At 35.1% G+C, this 17,391-nt stretch carries 17 protein-coding genes; 8 read left to right on the top strand and 9 right to left on the bottom strand.

Annotated elements, in window-relative coordinates; all coding sequences use genetic code 11:
• Positions 1–2: 2 nt before the first annotated feature.
• Both mnmE and rho read right to left on the bottom strand, forming a co-directional pair.
• Entirely contained in the window at positions 3–1,310 is a 1,308-nt protein-coding gene (mnmE, locus tag ACFIJS_RS00720; protein ID WP_375648890.1) for a tRNA uridine-5-carboxymethylaminomethyl(34) synthesis GTPase MnmE, read from the bottom strand.
• A gap of 31 nt (positions 1,311–1,341) precedes the next feature.
• Positions 1,342–2,607, bottom strand: a complete 1,266-nt coding sequence (gene rho, locus ACFIJS_RS00715; RefSeq protein WP_015857121.1) for a transcription termination factor Rho — start codon at positions 2,605–2,607, stop codon at positions 1,342–1,344.
• Between the two features lie 552 nt (positions 2,608–3,159).
• Between rho and ACFIJS_RS00710 the strand changes: the two genes are divergently transcribed.
• The 6 genes from ACFIJS_RS00710 to polA all read left to right on the top strand — a co-directional run bounded on the left by ACFIJS_RS00710 (position 3,160) and on the right by polA (position 9,964).
• Positions 3,160–3,984 (top strand): pyruvate, water dikinase regulatory protein, encoded by an 825-nt coding sequence (locus ACFIJS_RS00710; protein ID WP_375648887.1) that lies wholly within the window; start codon positions 3,160–3,162, stop codon positions 3,982–3,984.
• A 12-nt stretch (positions 3,985–3,996) separates the two neighbouring features.
• Positions 3,997–4,593, top strand: a complete 597-nt coding sequence (locus ACFIJS_RS00705; RefSeq protein ID WP_375648885.1) for a Maf family nucleotide pyrophosphatase — start codon at positions 3,997–3,999, stop codon at positions 4,591–4,593.
• Positions 4,586–5,458 (top strand): shikimate dehydrogenase, encoded by an 873-nt coding sequence (locus tag ACFIJS_RS00700; RefSeq protein ID WP_375648882.1) that lies wholly within the window; start codon positions 4,586–4,588, stop codon positions 5,456–5,458. The genes ACFIJS_RS00705 and ACFIJS_RS00700 overlap by 8 nt, the downstream gene beginning before the upstream one ends.
• Entirely contained in the window at positions 5,455–6,039 is a 585-nt protein-coding gene (gene coaE, locus ACFIJS_RS00695) for a dephospho-CoA kinase (RefSeq protein ID WP_375648880.1), read from the top strand. Before ACFIJS_RS00700 ends, coaE begins: the two co-directional genes overlap by 4 nt.
• Before the next feature lie 4 nt (positions 6,040–6,043).
• Positions 6,044–6,751 carry a DNA polymerase III subunit epsilon gene (gene dnaQ / locus ACFIJS_RS00690; RefSeq protein ID WP_375648878.1) on the top strand — a complete coding sequence of 236 codons (708 nt, stop codon included), beginning with the start codon at positions 6,044–6,046 and terminating at the stop codon, positions 6,749–6,751.
• Positions 6,752–7,051: 300 nt separating this feature from the next.
• Entirely contained in the window at positions 7,052–9,964 is a 2,913-nt protein-coding gene (polA, locus tag ACFIJS_RS00685) for a DNA polymerase I (RefSeq protein WP_375648875.1), read from the top strand.
• A 4-nt stretch (positions 9,965–9,968) separates the two neighbouring features.
• Here the strand turns inward: polA and ACFIJS_RS00680 are convergent, their stop codons facing one another.
• The 7 genes from ACFIJS_RS00680 to ihfB all read right to left on the bottom strand — a co-directional run bounded on the left by ACFIJS_RS00680 (position 9,969) and on the right by ihfB (position 15,872).
• On the bottom strand, positions 9,969–10,832 hold the full coding sequence (locus ACFIJS_RS00680) for an endonuclease/exonuclease/phosphatase family protein (RefSeq protein ID WP_375648873.1): 864 nt from the start codon (positions 10,830–10,832) through the stop codon (positions 9,969–9,971).
• Positions 10,833–10,944: 112 nt separating this feature from the next.
• Positions 10,945–11,718, bottom strand: coding sequence for a Bax inhibitor-1/YccA family protein (locus ACFIJS_RS00675; RefSeq protein WP_375648871.1), 774 nt, complete (start codon positions 11,716–11,718; stop codon positions 10,945–10,947).
• A gap of 1,116 nt (positions 11,719–12,834) precedes the next feature.
• Positions 12,835–13,338: a signal peptidase II gene (lspA, locus tag ACFIJS_RS00670; RefSeq protein WP_375648868.1), complete on the bottom strand. Its 504-nt coding sequence runs from the start codon at positions 13,336–13,338 to the stop codon at positions 12,835–12,837.
• Positions 13,328–14,182 carry a TrmH family RNA methyltransferase gene (locus tag ACFIJS_RS00665; RefSeq protein ID WP_375624809.1) on the bottom strand — a complete coding sequence of 285 codons (855 nt, stop codon included), beginning with the start codon at positions 14,180–14,182 and terminating at the stop codon, positions 13,328–13,330. The genes lspA and ACFIJS_RS00665 overlap by 11 nt, the downstream gene beginning before the upstream one ends.
• A gap of 2 nt (positions 14,183–14,184) precedes the next feature.
• Positions 14,185–15,117: a class I SAM-dependent methyltransferase gene (locus ACFIJS_RS00660; RefSeq protein WP_375648866.1), complete on the bottom strand. Its 933-nt coding sequence runs from the start codon at positions 15,115–15,117 to the stop codon at positions 14,185–14,187.
• A 172-nt stretch (positions 15,118–15,289) separates the two neighbouring features.
• The gene (locus ACFIJS_RS00655; RefSeq protein ID WP_375624807.1) at positions 15,290–15,586 is read right to left on the bottom strand and encodes a lipopolysaccharide assembly protein LapA domain-containing protein; all 297 of its coding nucleotides are present in this window, start codon (positions 15,584–15,586) and stop codon (positions 15,290–15,292) included.
• A 7-nt stretch (positions 15,587–15,593) separates the two neighbouring features.
• Positions 15,594–15,872, bottom strand: coding sequence for an integration host factor subunit beta (gene ihfB, locus ACFIJS_RS00650; RefSeq protein WP_012754445.1), 279 nt, complete (start codon positions 15,870–15,872; stop codon positions 15,594–15,596).
• Positions 15,873–16,071: 199 nt separating this feature from the next.
• Between ihfB and lptC the strand changes: the two genes are divergently transcribed.
• Both lptC and ACFIJS_RS00640 read left to right on the top strand, forming a co-directional pair.
• Positions 16,072–16,716: an LPS export ABC transporter periplasmic protein LptC gene (lptC, locus tag ACFIJS_RS00645; protein ID WP_375648865.1), complete on the top strand. Its 645-nt coding sequence runs from the start codon at positions 16,072–16,074 to the stop codon at positions 16,714–16,716.
• 73 nt (positions 16,717–16,789) lie between these two features.
• Complete coding sequence (locus ACFIJS_RS00640) at positions 16,790–17,386, top strand: LptA/OstA family protein (RefSeq protein ID WP_375648863.1); 597 nt, start codon at positions 16,790–16,792, stop codon at positions 17,384–17,386.
• Positions 17,387–17,391: the final 5 nt, after the last annotated feature.

Raw genomic sequence — 17,391 nt, 5'->3', positions numbered from 1 at the left:
CATTATTTACCAACACAAAACTCTGAAAAAATAATATCAAGTAAATCTTCAACATCAATATCTCCTGTAATTCTCCCAAGAAAATTACTTGCACAACGGAGATGTTCTGCACGTAAACTAAGATCAAGAGAATGATAATTAAGAGAAAATTCAATCTCTTTAACAGCCTCCTTTAATAATTGAAGTTGTCTTTTACGCGCCGGAACAATATTTCCTATTTCAGAAGCACGATGATGACAAAATGATTCAAGTTCTTTTATAAAATAATCAAAATTTAAACCAGTTAATGCGGAAAATTGCATAGACCAACGCTGATCATTTTTTTCATAAAGATCAAGCTTATTGCCAACACACCATATTTCAGCCGATGTTTCTGGTAAATCAACTTGCTTAGGATTTACTATATCATAAACCAAAATAACCAAATCAGCTTCCCTAACATGCTGTTTAGCAACTTCTATTCCCATTTGTTCTATTTTATTTTCTGTTTTTCTAAAACCAGCAGTATCCGTTAAAAAAATAGGTAAACCACCAAGAATAATTCTCATTTCTAAAGCATCACGGGTTGTTCCTTCTTCTTCCGTTACAATAGCAACAGATCTTCCTGAAAGACGATTCATAATGCTTGATTTTCCGGAATTTGGAGCACCAGCAATAACAATTTTTAATCCATCACGTAAAATACTCGCACGCTCTCCTTCAATAATATATTCTCTAAGAGAACTACAAAGATCCTCAACATCTTTCCAAATTTTATCAGATATTGCGTTGGGAATATCTGCTTCATCAACAAAATCAAGTTCTGCCTCAATAAAAGCACGCGCCTTCATAAGCTTATGACGCCAATCACGATAAAGCGTCGTTAAATGTCCACTTGCACCCATAACAGCTAAACGCCGTTGGCTTTCCGTTTCTGCCTCTATTAAATCAGCAAGACCTTCTGCTTGAACAAGATCTAATTTCCCTTCCATAAAAGCACGACGTGAAAATTCACCTGCTTCAGCAATACGGCATCCAGAAAATGTCGACAATTCATCGAGAAAACGACTAACAACGGCTTTTCCTCCATGTAAATGGAATTCTGCACAATCTTCCCCCGTAAAACTATTAGGAGCAGGAAAAAAAACAGTTAAAGCAGAATCTAAAAAACTACCATCACGAGCAATAAGATTTCCATAATGCATAAAACGTGCTTTAGGTAAACGACCACAAAGCGTTTTAACTATATCTACAACATGAGGACCAGAAAGCCGAATGACTGCAACCCCTGAAGGTAACAATCCACTCGAAACAGCAAAGATTGTATCCACAGGTTTTATCCTAATAAAAACTTTAATGACTCTACGTATTCATTGAATCAAAAAATTCACTATTATTTTTTGTTTGCTTTAATTTATCAATCAAAAATTCAATTGCATCTGTTACATTCATAGATGCTAAAATACGACGAAGAACAAAAATTTTGTGCAAATCTTGTCGTTCTACCAGAAGTTCTTCCTTACGCGTTCCTGACTTTAAAATATCCATAGCAGGAAAAATACGCTTATCAGCAACTTTTCGATCAAGAACAATTTCCGAATTACCTGTTCCTTTAAATTCTTCAAAAATAACCTCATCCATACGACTTCCTGTATCAATCAAAGCCGTTGCAATAATGGTTAAAGATCCGCCTTCTTCAATATTACGTGCTGCACCAAAAAAACGTTTTGGACGCTGAAGGGCATTTGCATCCACACCACCTGTTAAAACTTTACCCGAAGAAGGAACAACTGTATTATATGCACGCCCAAGACGTGTAATAGAATCGAGAAGAATAACAACATCGCGTCCATATTCAACGAGGCGTTTGGCTTTTTCAATGACCATTTCTGCTACTTGTACATGACGTATTGCAGGTTCATCAAAAGTAGAAGAAACCACCTCTCCTTTTACTGAACGCTGCATATCAGTAACTTCTTCTGGTCGTTCATCTATTAAAAGAACAATGAGATAACATTCAGGATGATTAGTGGTAATAGAATGAGCAATATTTTGAAGTAAAACTGTTTTTCCTGTCCGAGGAGGAGCCACAATTAATCCTCTTTGTCCTTTTCCCAATGGAGATATCAAATCAATCACGCGTGATGACATATCTTTCTCTGTAGGATCTTGTATTTCCATTTGAAAACGCTCATTTGAATAAAGAGGAGTAAGGTTATCAAAGTGAATTTTATAACGAATTTTTTCAGGTTTTTCGAAATTAATTGTATTAATTTTAAGGAGAGCAAAATAACGTTCTCCCTCTTTTGGACTGCGTATAGGTCCTTCAATGGTATCACCTGTTTTTAAAGAAAATGACTGTATTTGTGCAGGTGAAAGATAAATATCATCAGGACCAGGAAGATAATTAGCGTCAGCAGATCTCAAAAATCCAAATCCGTCTTGTAAAACTTCAACAACACCCTCTCCTATAATTTCTACATCTTGTAGAGCAAGTTTTTTCAAGATAGCAAACATTAATTCTTGTTTGCGCATAAGGGAAGCATTTTCAACTTCTAATGTTTCAGCAAAAGAAACAAGTTCAACGGGATTTTTGCTTTTAAGTTCTTGTAGTTTCATTTTTTGCATGAAATATGCTCTTTGTAATTAAGGAGAAGATTATCTTAAATAATTTATGGAAATTTATGAATGAAATATTCTAAGAAAAAGAAACATTTTACACTCAATTTTTTCAATCTGCAAGTACCATTTATATGAAATTTATTCTTATAATATTAAGTAATTATATGAAAAAATTGAAAAAATGTAAAATACAAAAAGTATTTAATTATTTTATAACAAAAACGTGAGTTAAAATTATAGCATTAATGAAATGCTATTAAAAGTATTTTTCACAGAAACTTATATTAATAAATTTATATTAAAGAAAGGATTCTTCTTATTTATAACTGTGTTTAATGTGGATTATTATTTATCCTCAATTTTATCCACAAAAGTAACTAAAAAAAGAATAAAGATAACACTATCTTAAAGATATTATCCCCTCTTTTTTTATAAGAGGAGTTAAATTATCACAAGCATTTAATTTGTGCATAAAAACGGAAAATTTTTCCTAAATTTTAGTTTTATAAAAAACGGTAAAGATATATACACATTTCTTAACAAGGAGTTAAAAATTTTGTGACAAAAGAAAAAAAATTCTTTCATTTACACATGCTTTCTGATGCAACGGGAGAAACATTAATCTCTGTTGGAAGAGCTGTAGCATCACAGTATGCAATGAGTCAGGCAACAGAGCATATCTATCCTATGATTCGTAATAAAATACAGTTACAAAAAGCTCTTGATGAAATACAACAAGAGCCAGGTATTGTTCTTTACACAATGATTGATGAAGAACTTAAACTTCTTCTTCAAAAAAGATGTAAAAAAATAAAAGTTCCCTGTATTGATATATTGCATCCTGTTTTAAATGCTTTTCAGTCTTACCTTGGAATGCCAGCACATTTACGTGCAAGCGCACAACATGATCTTAATGCAGATTATTTTCGCCGTATTGAAGCATTGGATTTTACAATAGAGCATGATGATGGACAGTCTTCCACTAGCTTATCCGAAGCAGATGTGATCCTTGTGGGAATTTCAAGAACCTCTAAAACGCCAACAAGTATCTATTTAGCAAATCGCGGAATAAAAACGGCTAATGTTCCTCTTATTCCTAATATTGATTTGCCAGAATCCCTTTTAGAGGCAAAAAACTCTTTAACTATTGGTTTAATTGCTTCAGCTGAAAGAATATCACATATTCGCCAAAATCGAGATTTGGGAGAAGGTTTTGCTCTTGATAGTTATACAAATCGTATCAACATAGCTGAAGAATTAATCTATGCAAAACGCATCTGCGAACGTTTTGGTTGGCCTATTATTGATGTCACAAGACGCTCTATTGAAGAAACTGCTGCTGAAATATTTGAACTTTTATCACGATTTCGTGAAGGAAAATGAGTAAAAATTCTTATGAACGCAGATACATTAATATTAGCATCTCTTAGTTTTTATCGTGCAAAATTATTAAAAAAAGCAGGTTTAAATTTTTTCATTGAAGGAGCTTCTTTTGATGAAAGAGAAGTAGAAAAAAAAGCAAAAGAAAAAACACCTAAAGAACTCAGCTGTTTTCTTGCGAGCACAAAAGCAAAAAATGTTTCAGATCGTTTTCCTGATGCTTTCGTTATTGGTTGTGATCAAGTACTTGATTTGGAAGGTAAAGTTTTTCATAAAGCAACAAATATTAAGGAAGCACATCAACGTTTATGTGAGTTATCAGGAAAAACCCATTCTCTTCATAGTGCGGTAGCTTTATTTAAAAATGGTCAAAAGATTTGGGTTGAAGCTTTTAGTGCACATATGTCCGTCCGTTTGCTTTCGTCAGAATTTATTGAACGTTATTTAGCACGCGTAGGAAAAAATGTTCTAAATAGTGTGGGAGTATATCAAATTGAAGGGGAAGGGATTCATCTCTTTGAAAAAATTGATGGAGATTTTTTTACCATTATTGGTTTACCTTTGCTGCCTCTACTCATAAAACTGCGTCATTTAGGAATTATTGATGGTTGACTTAACAATAAAAAAAACAAATCATCCGCGTGCTTTTGTTGTTGGTTCTCCAATTCATCATTCAAAATCGCCAAAAATTCACAATTTTTGGCTTAAAGAATATGGTTTACAAGGAGAATATCTTGCACAAGAAGTAACATCTGAAAAATTCAGTCATTTTATTGAGTCTTTACAAAAAATAGGCTTTTGTGGAGGAAATGTTACTTTGCCTTATAAACAGGAAGCTTTTCGTTTAGCAGATTTTAAAGATGAGAAAGCAACAATGATTGGTGCTGTTAATACACTTTGGTACGAAGGAGATAAGCTTTGTGCCACGAATAGCGATGCATATGGTTTTAGCGCTAATCTTGATGATTTTGCATCTGATTGGGGAGGGGAAACAGCTCTTGTTTTTGGAGCAGGTGGTGCCGCACGCGCTATCATATATGCCTTAAAAAAACGCGGATTTGAACAGATTTATTTGATTAACCGGACAAAACAACGCGCAGATAATTTAGCTCAGCATTTTGGAAAAAACATTAAAGTTTATGATTGGCATAAAATCCCTGAAATACTTCATCAAGCTGATTTGATTGTTAATACAACCTCTATTGGCATAAAAAATCCAGAAGAAAAAAGTGATTCTTTTTTTTGCGATTTTCATAAAGTAAAAAAAACGGCGTTAGTAACAGATATTATTTATACACCATTGATGACTCCTTTTTTACAACAGGCAAAGGCTTGTGATCTCAAGACGGTTGATGGGCTTGGGATGCTTCTACATCAGGCTGTTATAGGGTTTGAACAGTGGTTTGGAACAAGACCACAGGTAACAAAAGCGTTACGGACAGCCATTTTAGAGGATATGAGTGAAAAAAGAGAATGAAGATCATAGGATTAACGGGATCAATTGCTATGGGAAAAACAACAGTTGCTGATTTTTTCAAGCAAGCGGGCATTTCTGTTTTTAGTGCTGATGAAGCAGTACGACAGCTTTATAAAAGTGAGCCATCTTTGTCACTCATAGAGCGTATTTTTCCTAGTGTTGTGGAAAATGGTGAAGTTAACCGTTTGAAACTTTCTGAAATTTTGATTGATGATAAGGAAAAATTACAAACATTAGAAAAAATAATTCATCCTTTGGTGCAAGAAAAAGAAAGGGAATTTATTGATATAGCGCGTGAACAAGGAAAAAAATTAGTTATTCTTGATATTCCACTTCTGTTTGAAAAAAATAGTGAAAGTCGTGTGGATGGCGTTATTGTTGTTTCTGCTCCACCAGAGATACAAAAAGAACGTGTAATGATTCGCCAAGGTATGAATGAGAAAAAATTTGCCTTTATCAATGCTCAACAAATGCCGGATGAAAAAAAGCGAGAACGTGCTGATTTTATTATTTATACAGGGAAAGATTTAGAGAATACACGTCAACAGGTTTTTGATGTGATAAAAAAACTAAAGAATTGAAATCATGCGGGAAATTATTTTTGATACAGAAACAACAGGTTTAGATAAAGAAAAAGATCGCATAATCGAAATTGGTTGTGTAGAAATGGTTGATCGTTATCTTACGGGGCGCCAATTTCATGTTTATTTAAACCCTGAAGGCGTTATTATTCCTGATGAAGTTGTAGCAATTCACGGATTAACCAATGAACGCCTAAAAAACGAGAAAAGTTTTAGTGATATTGTTGATGAATTTTTGGAATTTATCAAAGGCGCGACAATGATTGCGCATAATGCGAGTTTTGATATTGGTTTTATTAATGCAGAATTAAAACGCGTCAACAAACCGCTTATCAGTGTTGATAATATTCTTGATACACTGGCTATGGCACGGCGTAAATTTCCTATGGGTCCTAATTCGCTTGATATTTTATGCAAACGTTTTGGAATTGATAACAGCCATCGTGTTCTTCATGGTGCTTTGCTTGATGCAGAGATTCTAGCCGATGTTTATATTGAACTGATCGGTGGAAAGCAGGGTGTATTGGGTTTTGATAATAGAAGGGGTGTTGATGAACATATCCAGAATGATAAAGATACATCTTATGCAGTTAAAATTCGCCCACAGGCTTTACCTTCAAGATTGAGTCCGCAAGAAAAAAGGTTGCATGCTGATTTTATCAAAAATATGGGTGAAAAAGCTCTGTGGAATAACTTCAAAATTTATGAATAACATCATCTTTTCTCTAAAAAAGTCACCATTTAAATTAGAGAATATGGATGTCAAAAAAAACGGTCGTTGTGGGGAGGGGAACACCACAACGACCTTGTCGCTACATCGTACCTCAGCTATCATAGGAGGAGCAAAATGAAAGCTATTAGTCCTGTAACAGCAAAGAAAAGCTCTAGGTACTTAATATAAAATGCAACGACTTCATGTATTATGAAAAGAAAAAATGGCTTTTTAGAGGCAAAGTAAAAAAATATATAAGGGTCATTTGTTTTTTAGCTGAAATGGAGAAATAAAATTGTCATGAAAGCAACAGATCATCTTTTTTTGGTTGACGGATCAGGCTATGTTTTTCGTGCTTATTATGCTTTGCCACCTTTAAAACGTAAAAAGGATGGACTTCCTGTAGGAGCAGTAGCTGGTTTTTGTAATATGTTATGGAAATTACTTTGTGATGCTCGTAATACAGCTATGGGTATTGTTCCAACACATTTTGCTGTTATTTTTGATTATTCATCTGATACTTTTAGGAAACAAATTTATCCTGAATATAAAGCGAATCGTGCTGAACCTCCAGAAGATCTAATTCCTCAATTCGCGTTAATACGCCAAGCAACGAAGGCTTTTAATTTGCCTTGTATTGAAAAGGAAGGCTTTGAAGCGGATGATTTAATTGCTACCTATGCAAAATTGGCAACAAAGGTTGGGGCAACAACAACTATTATTTCTTCTGATAAGGATCTTATGCAACTCGTAAATACGCATGTATCTTTGTATGATGGAATGAAAGACAAGCATATAGGTATCTCAGAAGTTGTAGAAAAATGGGGTGTTGCGCCTGAAAAAATGATTGATTTACAAGCATTAATTGGAGATTCAACGGATAATGTACCGGGTATTCCAGGCATTGGTCCAAAAATTGCAGCTCAATTGTTAGATCAGTTTGATTCTCTTGATCTTTTATTACAAAATGTAACAGAAGTTAAACAGATAAAACGACGTGAAAACATTCAAGCTTATAGAGAACAAGTTAAAATTTCTCGTGAACTTGTTAGGCTTAAAACAGATGTTCCTATAGATAAGGATTTAGATGATTTTATTTTGGAGCCACAAGATGGTCCACGTTTAATTGCTTTTTTGAAAGCGATGGAATTTTCAACATTAACGCGTCGCGTGGCAGAGGCAACGACATGCGATGCAGCTGTTATTGATGCACTTGATGTAGATGTTGAATGGGAAAAGCTGAGCCACGGACATGATTCTGATATCAATAATACTGAGCGCACATCTCTTCGTAATTTTTCTGAAAATTCTCCACAAGTTTTTGCACAAAAACGTAAAGATCAAGCGCTGACTCAAAAAATTACAAGAGATGCTTATACAACAATTCTTGATGAGAAAATTTTAAAAGAGTGGTTATCACAAGCACACGAGCAAGGTTTTTTCGCTTTTGATACTAAAACAACATCTCTTGATCCGATGCAAGCAAAGCTTGTTGGTTTTTCACTCGCATTACAGCCAGAAAAAGCAGCGTATATACCTCTTGAACATTTGGATGAAGGAGAAGAGAACCTTTTGATGAGGGGCGGGCGTGTTGCCTCGCAGATTGAAACCCAAAAAGCTTTAGCACTTTTAAAACCGATATTAGAAGATTCAGCGGTGTTAAAAATTGGTCAGAATATAAAATATGATTGGTTAGTGATGAAGCAATACGACATTACTATAAGCTCTTTTGATGATACCATGCTTTTATCATATGCTTTTGATGCTGGGACGTTATCCCATAATATGGATGATTTGTCTGAACGTTGGCTTGAGCATAAACCAATTTCCTATAAAGATTTAACACATACCGGAAAAAAAATTACTTCTTTTGCACAAGTAGATTTAAAACAAGCAACCCTTTATGCGGCGGAAGGTGCTGATATAATACTACGCCTTTGGCAAGTATTGAAACCGCAACTTGTTGCTCGTGGAATGACAAAAATTTATGAGCGTCTTGATCGACCCCTTGTAGAAATTCTGGTAAGAATGGAAGAACGTGGGATTCTTATTGATCAGCAGATTTTGTTACAGCTTTCAGGAGAATTAGCACAAGCTGCTTTGATTCTAGAAGAGGAAATTTACAAACAAGCTGATGAAAAATTTAATCTTGCTTCGCCAAAACAATTAGGAGATATCCTTTTTGGTAAAATGGGATTGCCCGGAGGAGCTAAAACCAAGGGTGGACAATGGTCAACCTCTGCACAGACCTTAGAAGAGTTGGCTGCTGAAGGTCATATTTTACCGCGTAAAATTATTGAGTGGCGTCAACTTGCAAAGCTAAAATCTACCTATACAGATGCCTTGCCTTCTTATATTTTTCCAAAAACAGGGCGAGTTCATACGAATTATTCTTTGGCAATAACATCAACAGGGCGGTTATCATCATCAGAGCCAAATTTGCAAAATATTCCAGTGCGAACCGCTGAAGGACGTAAAATTCGAACAGCTTTTATTGCTCCCAAAGGACATGTGTTACTTTCTGCTGATTATAGTCAGATTGAATTGCGCATTCTTGCACATATTGCGGATATAAAAGCATTAAAAGAAGCTTTTGCTAAAGGGTATGATATTCATGCTATAACGGCGTCACAAATGTTTGGTGTTGCGATAGAAGGAATGCATTCAGATATACGACGGCGTGCAAAAGCGATTAATTTTGGTATTATTTATGGTATTTCAGCTTTTGGATTAGCCAATCAATTGGGAATTTCACGCCAAGAAGCGGGTCGTTATATTCAACTGTATTTTGAAAGATTTCCAGGAATTAAAGATTATATGGAGAAGACCAAAATCTTTGCACGTGAAAATGGTTATGTAGAAACAATTTTTGGACGTCGTATCCATTATCCAGAAATAAAAGCAAAGAATGTAAAAATTCGTTCTTTTAATGAGCGAGCAGCTATCAATGCTCCAATTCAAGGTTCTGCGGCCGATATTATTCGCCGCGCTATGATACAGATGGAAGATGTTTTAAAAGAAGAAAAACTATCAGCAAAAATGTTGCTGCAAGTGCATGACGAACTGATTTTTGAAGTATCAGAAGAAGAGAGTAAAAAAACCATGGATATTGTTAAAAATGTTATGGAAAATGCTACAATGCCGGTTTTATCTTTATCTGTACCGCTTGAAGTAAAAGTCATGACGGCTCAAAATTGGGATGAAGCACATTAATTTTTTATTTATTTTTAAGAATATTGATTGCGTTGGAAAGATTAAGATAGGCTTTGATAGGCAAATGATCTGAAGCAATGCGTGCAAGCGGTGAATGATGATTTTCAATACTTGTTACCAATTGGTGGGGAAAACAAAAAACTCTATCAAGGGCTAAAAAAGGAAAGCGAGAGGGAAAGCTTGGTACAACTTCAAAAGTGTTATCAAAATAGGGAGAAAAATGATTTAAAGATGAGCCTTTTCCCATCCGCCATTCATTAAAATCTCCTATGAGGAGTGTAGGCATAAGGGAGCGTTTTTGGAAAATTTCAAGGAGCATTTTTGTTTGTTGTTTACGAGAGTAACGTAATAAGCCAAAATGAGCCGCAATAATACGAATAGGACCTGCTGCCATTTCCAACTCTACAATTACAGCCCCACGTGGTTCAATACTAGGAAGAGTGACTTGTAAAATATCACGTACATATCCCTTTCGCAAAAAAAGAGCATTCCCATGCCAACCATGGCCATGAGGTGACATAGTATTAAGAGGTACAGGAATCAAACCGGTTTCAGCTTTTAATAGCTGAAGATTAATCAAACCGATGCGTTCTCCAAAACGTTTATCTGCTTCTTGAAGAGCAAGGATATCAACTTGTAATTCAGTAATAACACGGACAATTCTTGTAGGATTAAAAATTTTATCAACACCTACACATTTATGCACATTATAGGAAGCAACGGTCAGATCATAATTACTATTTTGATTAATGATGTTTGATTGATGATGAGAGCGGCTGTGAATTACATTTAAAAAGGAACTATGGAGTTTTTGTTGGATAAAACCGGTAAACCAAGGAAATTTTTGCTTATAAGGTATTTTTGTCATTTTGCGAAAAGAATAGTCCCTAAGAGGCAAAGGGTAAAGACTTACACTAAAAACAAAAGAACCTTGTCTCTTTTAGAAACAAGGTTCTTTAATTAAGTTATGATTTTTGCAATCAATCACGGTTTGAGCCAAGAAACTGTAGCAAGAAGACAAACATATTGATGAAATCAAGATAAAGATTCAACGCGCCCATAATAACTTTACGTCCTCTGGTGTCGCTTTCATCTCCTTCATAATACATCAACTTAATGCTCTGAGTATCGTAGGCTGTTAAACCAGCAAAGATAAAAACACCAATCACAGAGATAGCAAATTGCAAAGCACTTGATCCAAGAAAAATGTTCACAATCATGGAAAGAAACAAGCCGATCAATCCGATGAATAAAAATGAACCAATTGCTGTGAGATCACGCTTTGTTGTGTATCCATAAAGTGAAAGAGCTCCAAAAGTTGCGGCGGAAATGACAAAGGTTTGCACAACACTTTCTGTCGTATAGCGCAAAACGATTGAAGACAGTGAAAGACCAACCAGAGCAGCATAACCAAAAAAGAGGCTACGAGCAGCATTTGTGCTCAATGTATTAATTTTAAAACTGAGGAATAAAACTGCTATGAGTGGTGCAAACATAACAATATAAGAGAATGGCGATGTATAAAATGTTACTCCAAATGGTGTTAGATAAACACTGCTATTGATTTGAGCTGCTGCTTGGCTCATATCCGTTGTCGTTGCTAATGATACAATTGCATAAGCGGCAGCAGCTGTAATAAGCAAACCAATGGCCATTGTATTGTAGACACCCAACATATAGTCGCGCAATCCCTGATCAATTGATGCATCGGCATGAGAAGTAGGCGCCGAACGTAAATTTTTAAAATTAGCCATAATATAAAATCCTTTAGCATATGTTCTGTCAGGTATAGGGCTTTAAAAGTATCTCTGTCATTACACAGATAAGCTTGGCATAAGCCTTAATTGGGCAAATACAAAAAACCTTAAGAATCACTAACAGAATTCCAGCATATCTTCTCCTATTATGGAGATTTATTTAAAAATTACAAGAGATTTATATGAAGAAGGAACCTTACAAATTGGTAAGGAAATAGTTCATTTTAATGAAAAATATTTCTATTTTTCACCATATTTTTACAAAATAAAAAGACTATAATCAAAGGTTTTTTATTATTCACAGAAACTATGTAATACAATTCTTTATAAAATATCCACTATTTTTGCGTTTATGAGAAGAGCGGCAAGTATCGTCACACTATTTTTCAACCTCCAATATTGCATCTGTTTTGTACGGTTAGGAGAGCTATTGAATTAAAATTTTATATAACATATTGATATATAATGATAAATTGTCTTTTTTGTATGCTAAATGATATTCCGAATATCGTAAGATTCTCTGGTTGCAAATCTGTTTATATTAAATTAATCAAGATTATTGGCTTGATTATGTCTTGCAAGAGACATGGTTTTAATGGATTCAACATGAACAGATTCCAAATAAAAGAGATTTTGGCTATTAAGGACTTTTATTCAATATGAAAACGGTAATTTATATTTATAATCAATAGATTGATTTAACAAGAAACCATTGAAAATAGTTGAAAAAATGTTTTTTATTAATAAAATAAAAAAGGAGAGTTTTTTAACGAAGCACTGTAAGAAAGGCTCTGTAAAAAACAATACCTATAAAAGCTAAAAAAACATACGAAAAGCAAATATTCTAAGCAAATAATAGAATTTTAAATGCTGTAAAATATTTTTTCTCTAAATTTGATAGAGGACACATGGATAAAAAAATATTGATTTCTATTTGAGTTCATTTCTTTTGCATTGACCACGTGTAGAAAGGTAAAGTTGAAAAATAAGATTTTATAATTTTATGAAAAGAAATAAAAGAAACGATTAACTGCAAGAATGGATCAAGAAAAATCAATTTATAATCAGGCTTATGATAGTCAATAATCTCTGTTTTCTAAGGCAATGAGCATATCAATGAGAAGATGTACTGTTGGAATGACGTTTTGCTTTCATCCAAGTATGCAATTCTTCAATAAGGATGGCAATAACACCGAGAGTGATAAAACTATCTGCAAGGTTGAAAATAGCAAAATAAAAAATATCATTAATATGAAAAAGTATATAATCAGTGACATGATGAAAACGAATACGATCAATGAGATTGCCGATTGCTCCCCCAATAATAAGAATAAGACCAAAGCGCATTAAAGACTTATTATATTCAGTATTTTTCCATAACCATAGAAGGAAGATAATCACGATGATCGTGATGGCAATGATTCCCCAGTGAGAAAAGGAAGAAAAAAACGAAAATGCAACGCCAGAATTACGCACATGATAAAGGGAAAGAAAAGGAATAAGCGAAATTTCTGTTCCTAAAGGCATATTGTGCATAACCCAGTATTTGACAGCTTGATCAAGTACTACTGTAAAAGCCAAGCCAAAAAGAAGAAAAGGGAGTGATTTACGAATCATATTTTTCCTCACATGGTTCTAGTATTAAATAAGGGCGACGGATTTCATAAAGCATAACAGCTGTTGCTACAGCTAGATTAAGTGAGTCTGCACGTCCGCTTTGTGGAATACGCGTAAGTTTATCACACCGATTTGTAAGAAGATCTGATAATCCCTGTTTTTCATTCCCCATTAAAAGGATAATAGGGCCATTTTTGAAATCAAGTGTGCGATAATCCAGAGATCCTTTGAGATGTGTTCCAACGATCATACCTTTAAAGTGAGCAGACCAGTTTAAAAAGGCGCTTTCATCAAAACGATAAAGTGGTACAGAGAAAATAGATCCCATGGTTGCACGGACTGTTTCAGGTGAGAAAGGGTCTGTTGTTTCGCCAATTAAAATAACACCTTTAGCACCTACAGCATCAGCAGTTCGAATAATGGTACCAAGATTTCCGGGATCACGTACACGATCAAGCGCGATGTAAACATCTTTAATCTGTCCTTTTATCATTTCAAGAGAATGCCATTTTTGCTTGAAAATACCAATAACTGTTTGTGGATTATCGCGTCGGGTAAGTGATTCCATAACCTTTTGTGAGGCTTTAATAACAAAACCACCGTTGGCTACAGCACGTGCGGCAGTATTTTCGATAGCAGCATTACCGATTTTACTTTTAGAAAAAATAAGCGTCTGTATTGTCCAGCCGAGGTTGAGAGCATCAATGACCAATTTCAATCCTTCTGCCATGAAAAGACCTTCTCTATTACGGTTTTTCTTTTGGCTAAGTGCTTTAAGATCTTTTATGATGGGGTTGCTAAGAGAGGTAATTTCTTTCACTCTACCAGTTTTGGGTCTACACATCTTCAAGCAATCCAACGGCTAAAAAGAGAAGTAGAAAGAGCACGTCCTGCAACTTCTTCACGCAAAATGAGTTCTCCTGATTCGACCGTACCACCAAGATTTACAAATGCATCACGCATTAAAGCATGAAGCGCAAAGAAGGAAGCACGAATAGAATAAGCTGTAAGGACAACAGAGAGCGGTTTATCAGAGAGAAGTTTACGACAATTTATGATCATAGTGGGTAAATGATCAAACAGTTGCCAAATTTCACCATGGGGTCCACGCCCATAAGCAGGGGGATCAAGAAGAATCATATCATAGCTTTTCTTACGCCGCAGTTCACGCTCGACAAATTTCATAGCATCATCGCAAATCCAGCGAATAGAATGATTTGGTAATCCTGCTCTTTCTTGATTAGCTTTTGCCCACGCAATGGCTTTTTTAGAAGCATCAACGTGGGTAACATTCGCACCCGCTCGTGCCCCAATCAAAGAAGCAATACCTGTATAGCCAAAAAGATTCAACAATTTTATAGGACGTTCGGCTTTAATAATTTGTTCTTCCATAGAGCGCCAATGGGCATCTTGTTCAGGAAAAACCCCTACATGACGAAAGGAAGTAAAACGGCCTAGAAAAGATAATCCATTCCAAGAAAGAGGCCATGTTTCATCAAGTGGCTTTTTAGGAAAATGCCAACGACCAACCCCTTCTTCATCACGGTTTCCTGTGAAAATAGCATCAACATCAGCCCATTGTTTTCGTGGTAAAGCGGGTTTCCATAGTGCTTGACCTTCAGGTCGAATAATGCGGAAAGCTCCATAACGTTCTAATTTTTGTCCATGACCAGAATCAATGAGAGCATAGTTTTCACTTATACCTGTTTCTAAAATAAGGGGCAACTTTTCCTGCAGATATCTATTGTTATGGGAAGATTGAAAGCATTGTGCGAGCATGTTTTGGTATCACGGTATATGAGGTAAGAAAATATATTATAAAGCTCTTAAGTGTTTCGTAAAAGTGCAAAAGAGCTAAAGTCAGTTAAAACATGTATAAAAAAGAAAAAGAGCACTTTTAACTCTGTACTGAATATAAAATACAGAGAGAAAAAATTTAATTAAAATACCATCACATCAGATTTGTGATAGACGTTTTCAATTTCTCGATCTCGGCTTTACTTTTTTTGAGAGCTTTTTTGTATTTGTGATAGGAAAACCAACTGATCAGATTTCCTAATAAAATACCAAAACCAAAGAAAATAAAAAGCCATATAAAAAGGGGAGCATGATAAGTAAAACTTTCAGAATTTGCTCGAAAAGGATCAAGGGTTAACGGAACCATTTGGCGATTAGCTACGATAAAAACAATCAAAAACGCTGCGAGAATCACACCGATACTTGTTAAAAGAATACGTTTAATTATCATAAGTTTCTCACTGATTAAGACGGTCGCGTAAATCCTTGCCAGTTTTAAAAAAAGGAATCCACTTTTCTTCAACAGAAACGGCTTCACCTGTTCGTGGATTACGTCCATTACGGGCTGAACGGCTTTTTACAGAAAAAGCTCCAAATCCACGAAGTTCAACGCGATTGCCATTTGCAAGTGCTGTTGAAATTTCCTCAAAAATAGCGTTTACAATATTCTCCACATCCCGTTGAAAAAGATGCGGGTTATGACGAGCGATAATTTGCACGAGCTCTGATTTTACCACAATGGCCTCACTTTCACACAAAAAGCTTTTTGTAATTGTACACTTCATGCATATTACAATATATAAACGGATAAAAGCAAAATAAAATCAAGAAAAAACAAATTGCAAGAAAGAAAATTTGAAAATACCTTCTATAAAGGTTATACAGAAAAGGTTCTACAGATTAAAAATGCGGAGTATTTAAGAGATTTAGGAGAGTATGTCTGTACACAATCATTATGAAGCCTTTTCAACGCAATCATCTTTTGAAGATGTTTTTAAAAAAGCATCCCGTCATTCGCGTCGCATTAGCATATTAAAATTTTTTTTACCTCTCTTAGCGTTGATTTCAGCGCTGGTTTTTTGCTGGTTTACGTTTTTCTTTGTTCCCGTTACTTCTGATTCTATGTCTTTGGATAATGAAGGAAGTGGCGTGATGAATTTGACGATGCTCAATCCAAAATTAGAAGGGTATACCCGTGCTCATGAACCTTATTGGCTTAAAGCAGAAAAGGCATTTCAAGACCATACACACTCTGGAATGATTGAGTTGCAAAACATTACAGCTAAAGCGTTTATGGGCCAAAAAAGACAGGTTTTTCTTGCAGCACAAGGGGGGGGGTACGATAACATTAATGGTTTTTTACAGTTGAGGAAGCCATTCACCATTACGACGAATGATGGGATGATAGCACAATTTATGTCAGCTAGTATTAACTTATCCAAGGGACAGTTAAAAACAGATCAACGTGTTAATATTCAGCAAGCCGGCTTGCATCTTGCCGCAAATGCCTTACAAATTCGAGAAAAAGGAAAAAACATGTATTTCCATGGTGGTGTGCATTTAGTGCTTCAAAAGCAATGACGCAATATCAATACGAATCTTTAAAGAATATTTATTAAAGAGAAGTATATATATAAACAGAAGAATTGAAATAATGAAATCGTATAAAAGGTGGATAGGTGTGACCTTGGCTTTTAGCATGGGAATGTTAGGAGGAGCAGTTTCAGGATATGCTGAAGGGGCCCATTTTGGAATAAGTCTATCAAGCGACAAAGAACCGGTAGAACTTCATGCAGATTCTTTGGAAATACGTGACAAAGAAGGGATAGCGCTTTTTAAGGGTGATGTTTCAGTGGTGCAAGGTGAACGTCTTTTAAGAACGGCAAAATTAGTTGTTTACTATGATAAAGCATATAAAGAAATTGATAAAAACAAGGAAGATACAAAGGTATCATCTGTTTCTTTATTTGGTTCGTCGGGCATACAAAAAATGGAAGCTTTAGGAAAAGTTTATATAAAAATTGCTACGCAAATTGCTACGGGTGATAAAGGCGTTTTTGATGGAAAGTCAAAAATGATGAGTTTGACAGGGAATCATGTTGTGTTAACTGATGGTGATAATGTAGCCATGGGGTGCAAACTAACGGCAAATATGGAAAGCGGAAAGGCTTTTTTAGAAGGTTGTGAGACGCCTAAGAAAAAAGGTCGTGTTTCTATTATTTTAAAACAAAATCAAAAGAATGGCCATTAAGATTT

The sequence above is a fragment of the Bartonella sp. OT172YNZD genome, assembly GCF_042193725.1.
GTDB lineage: Bacteria > Pseudomonadota > Alphaproteobacteria > Rhizobiales > Rhizobiaceae > Bartonella > Bartonella grahamii_A.
The sequence above is the reverse complement of the archived record's forward strand: the minus strand, read 5'-3'. Positions and strand labels throughout refer to the sequence as shown.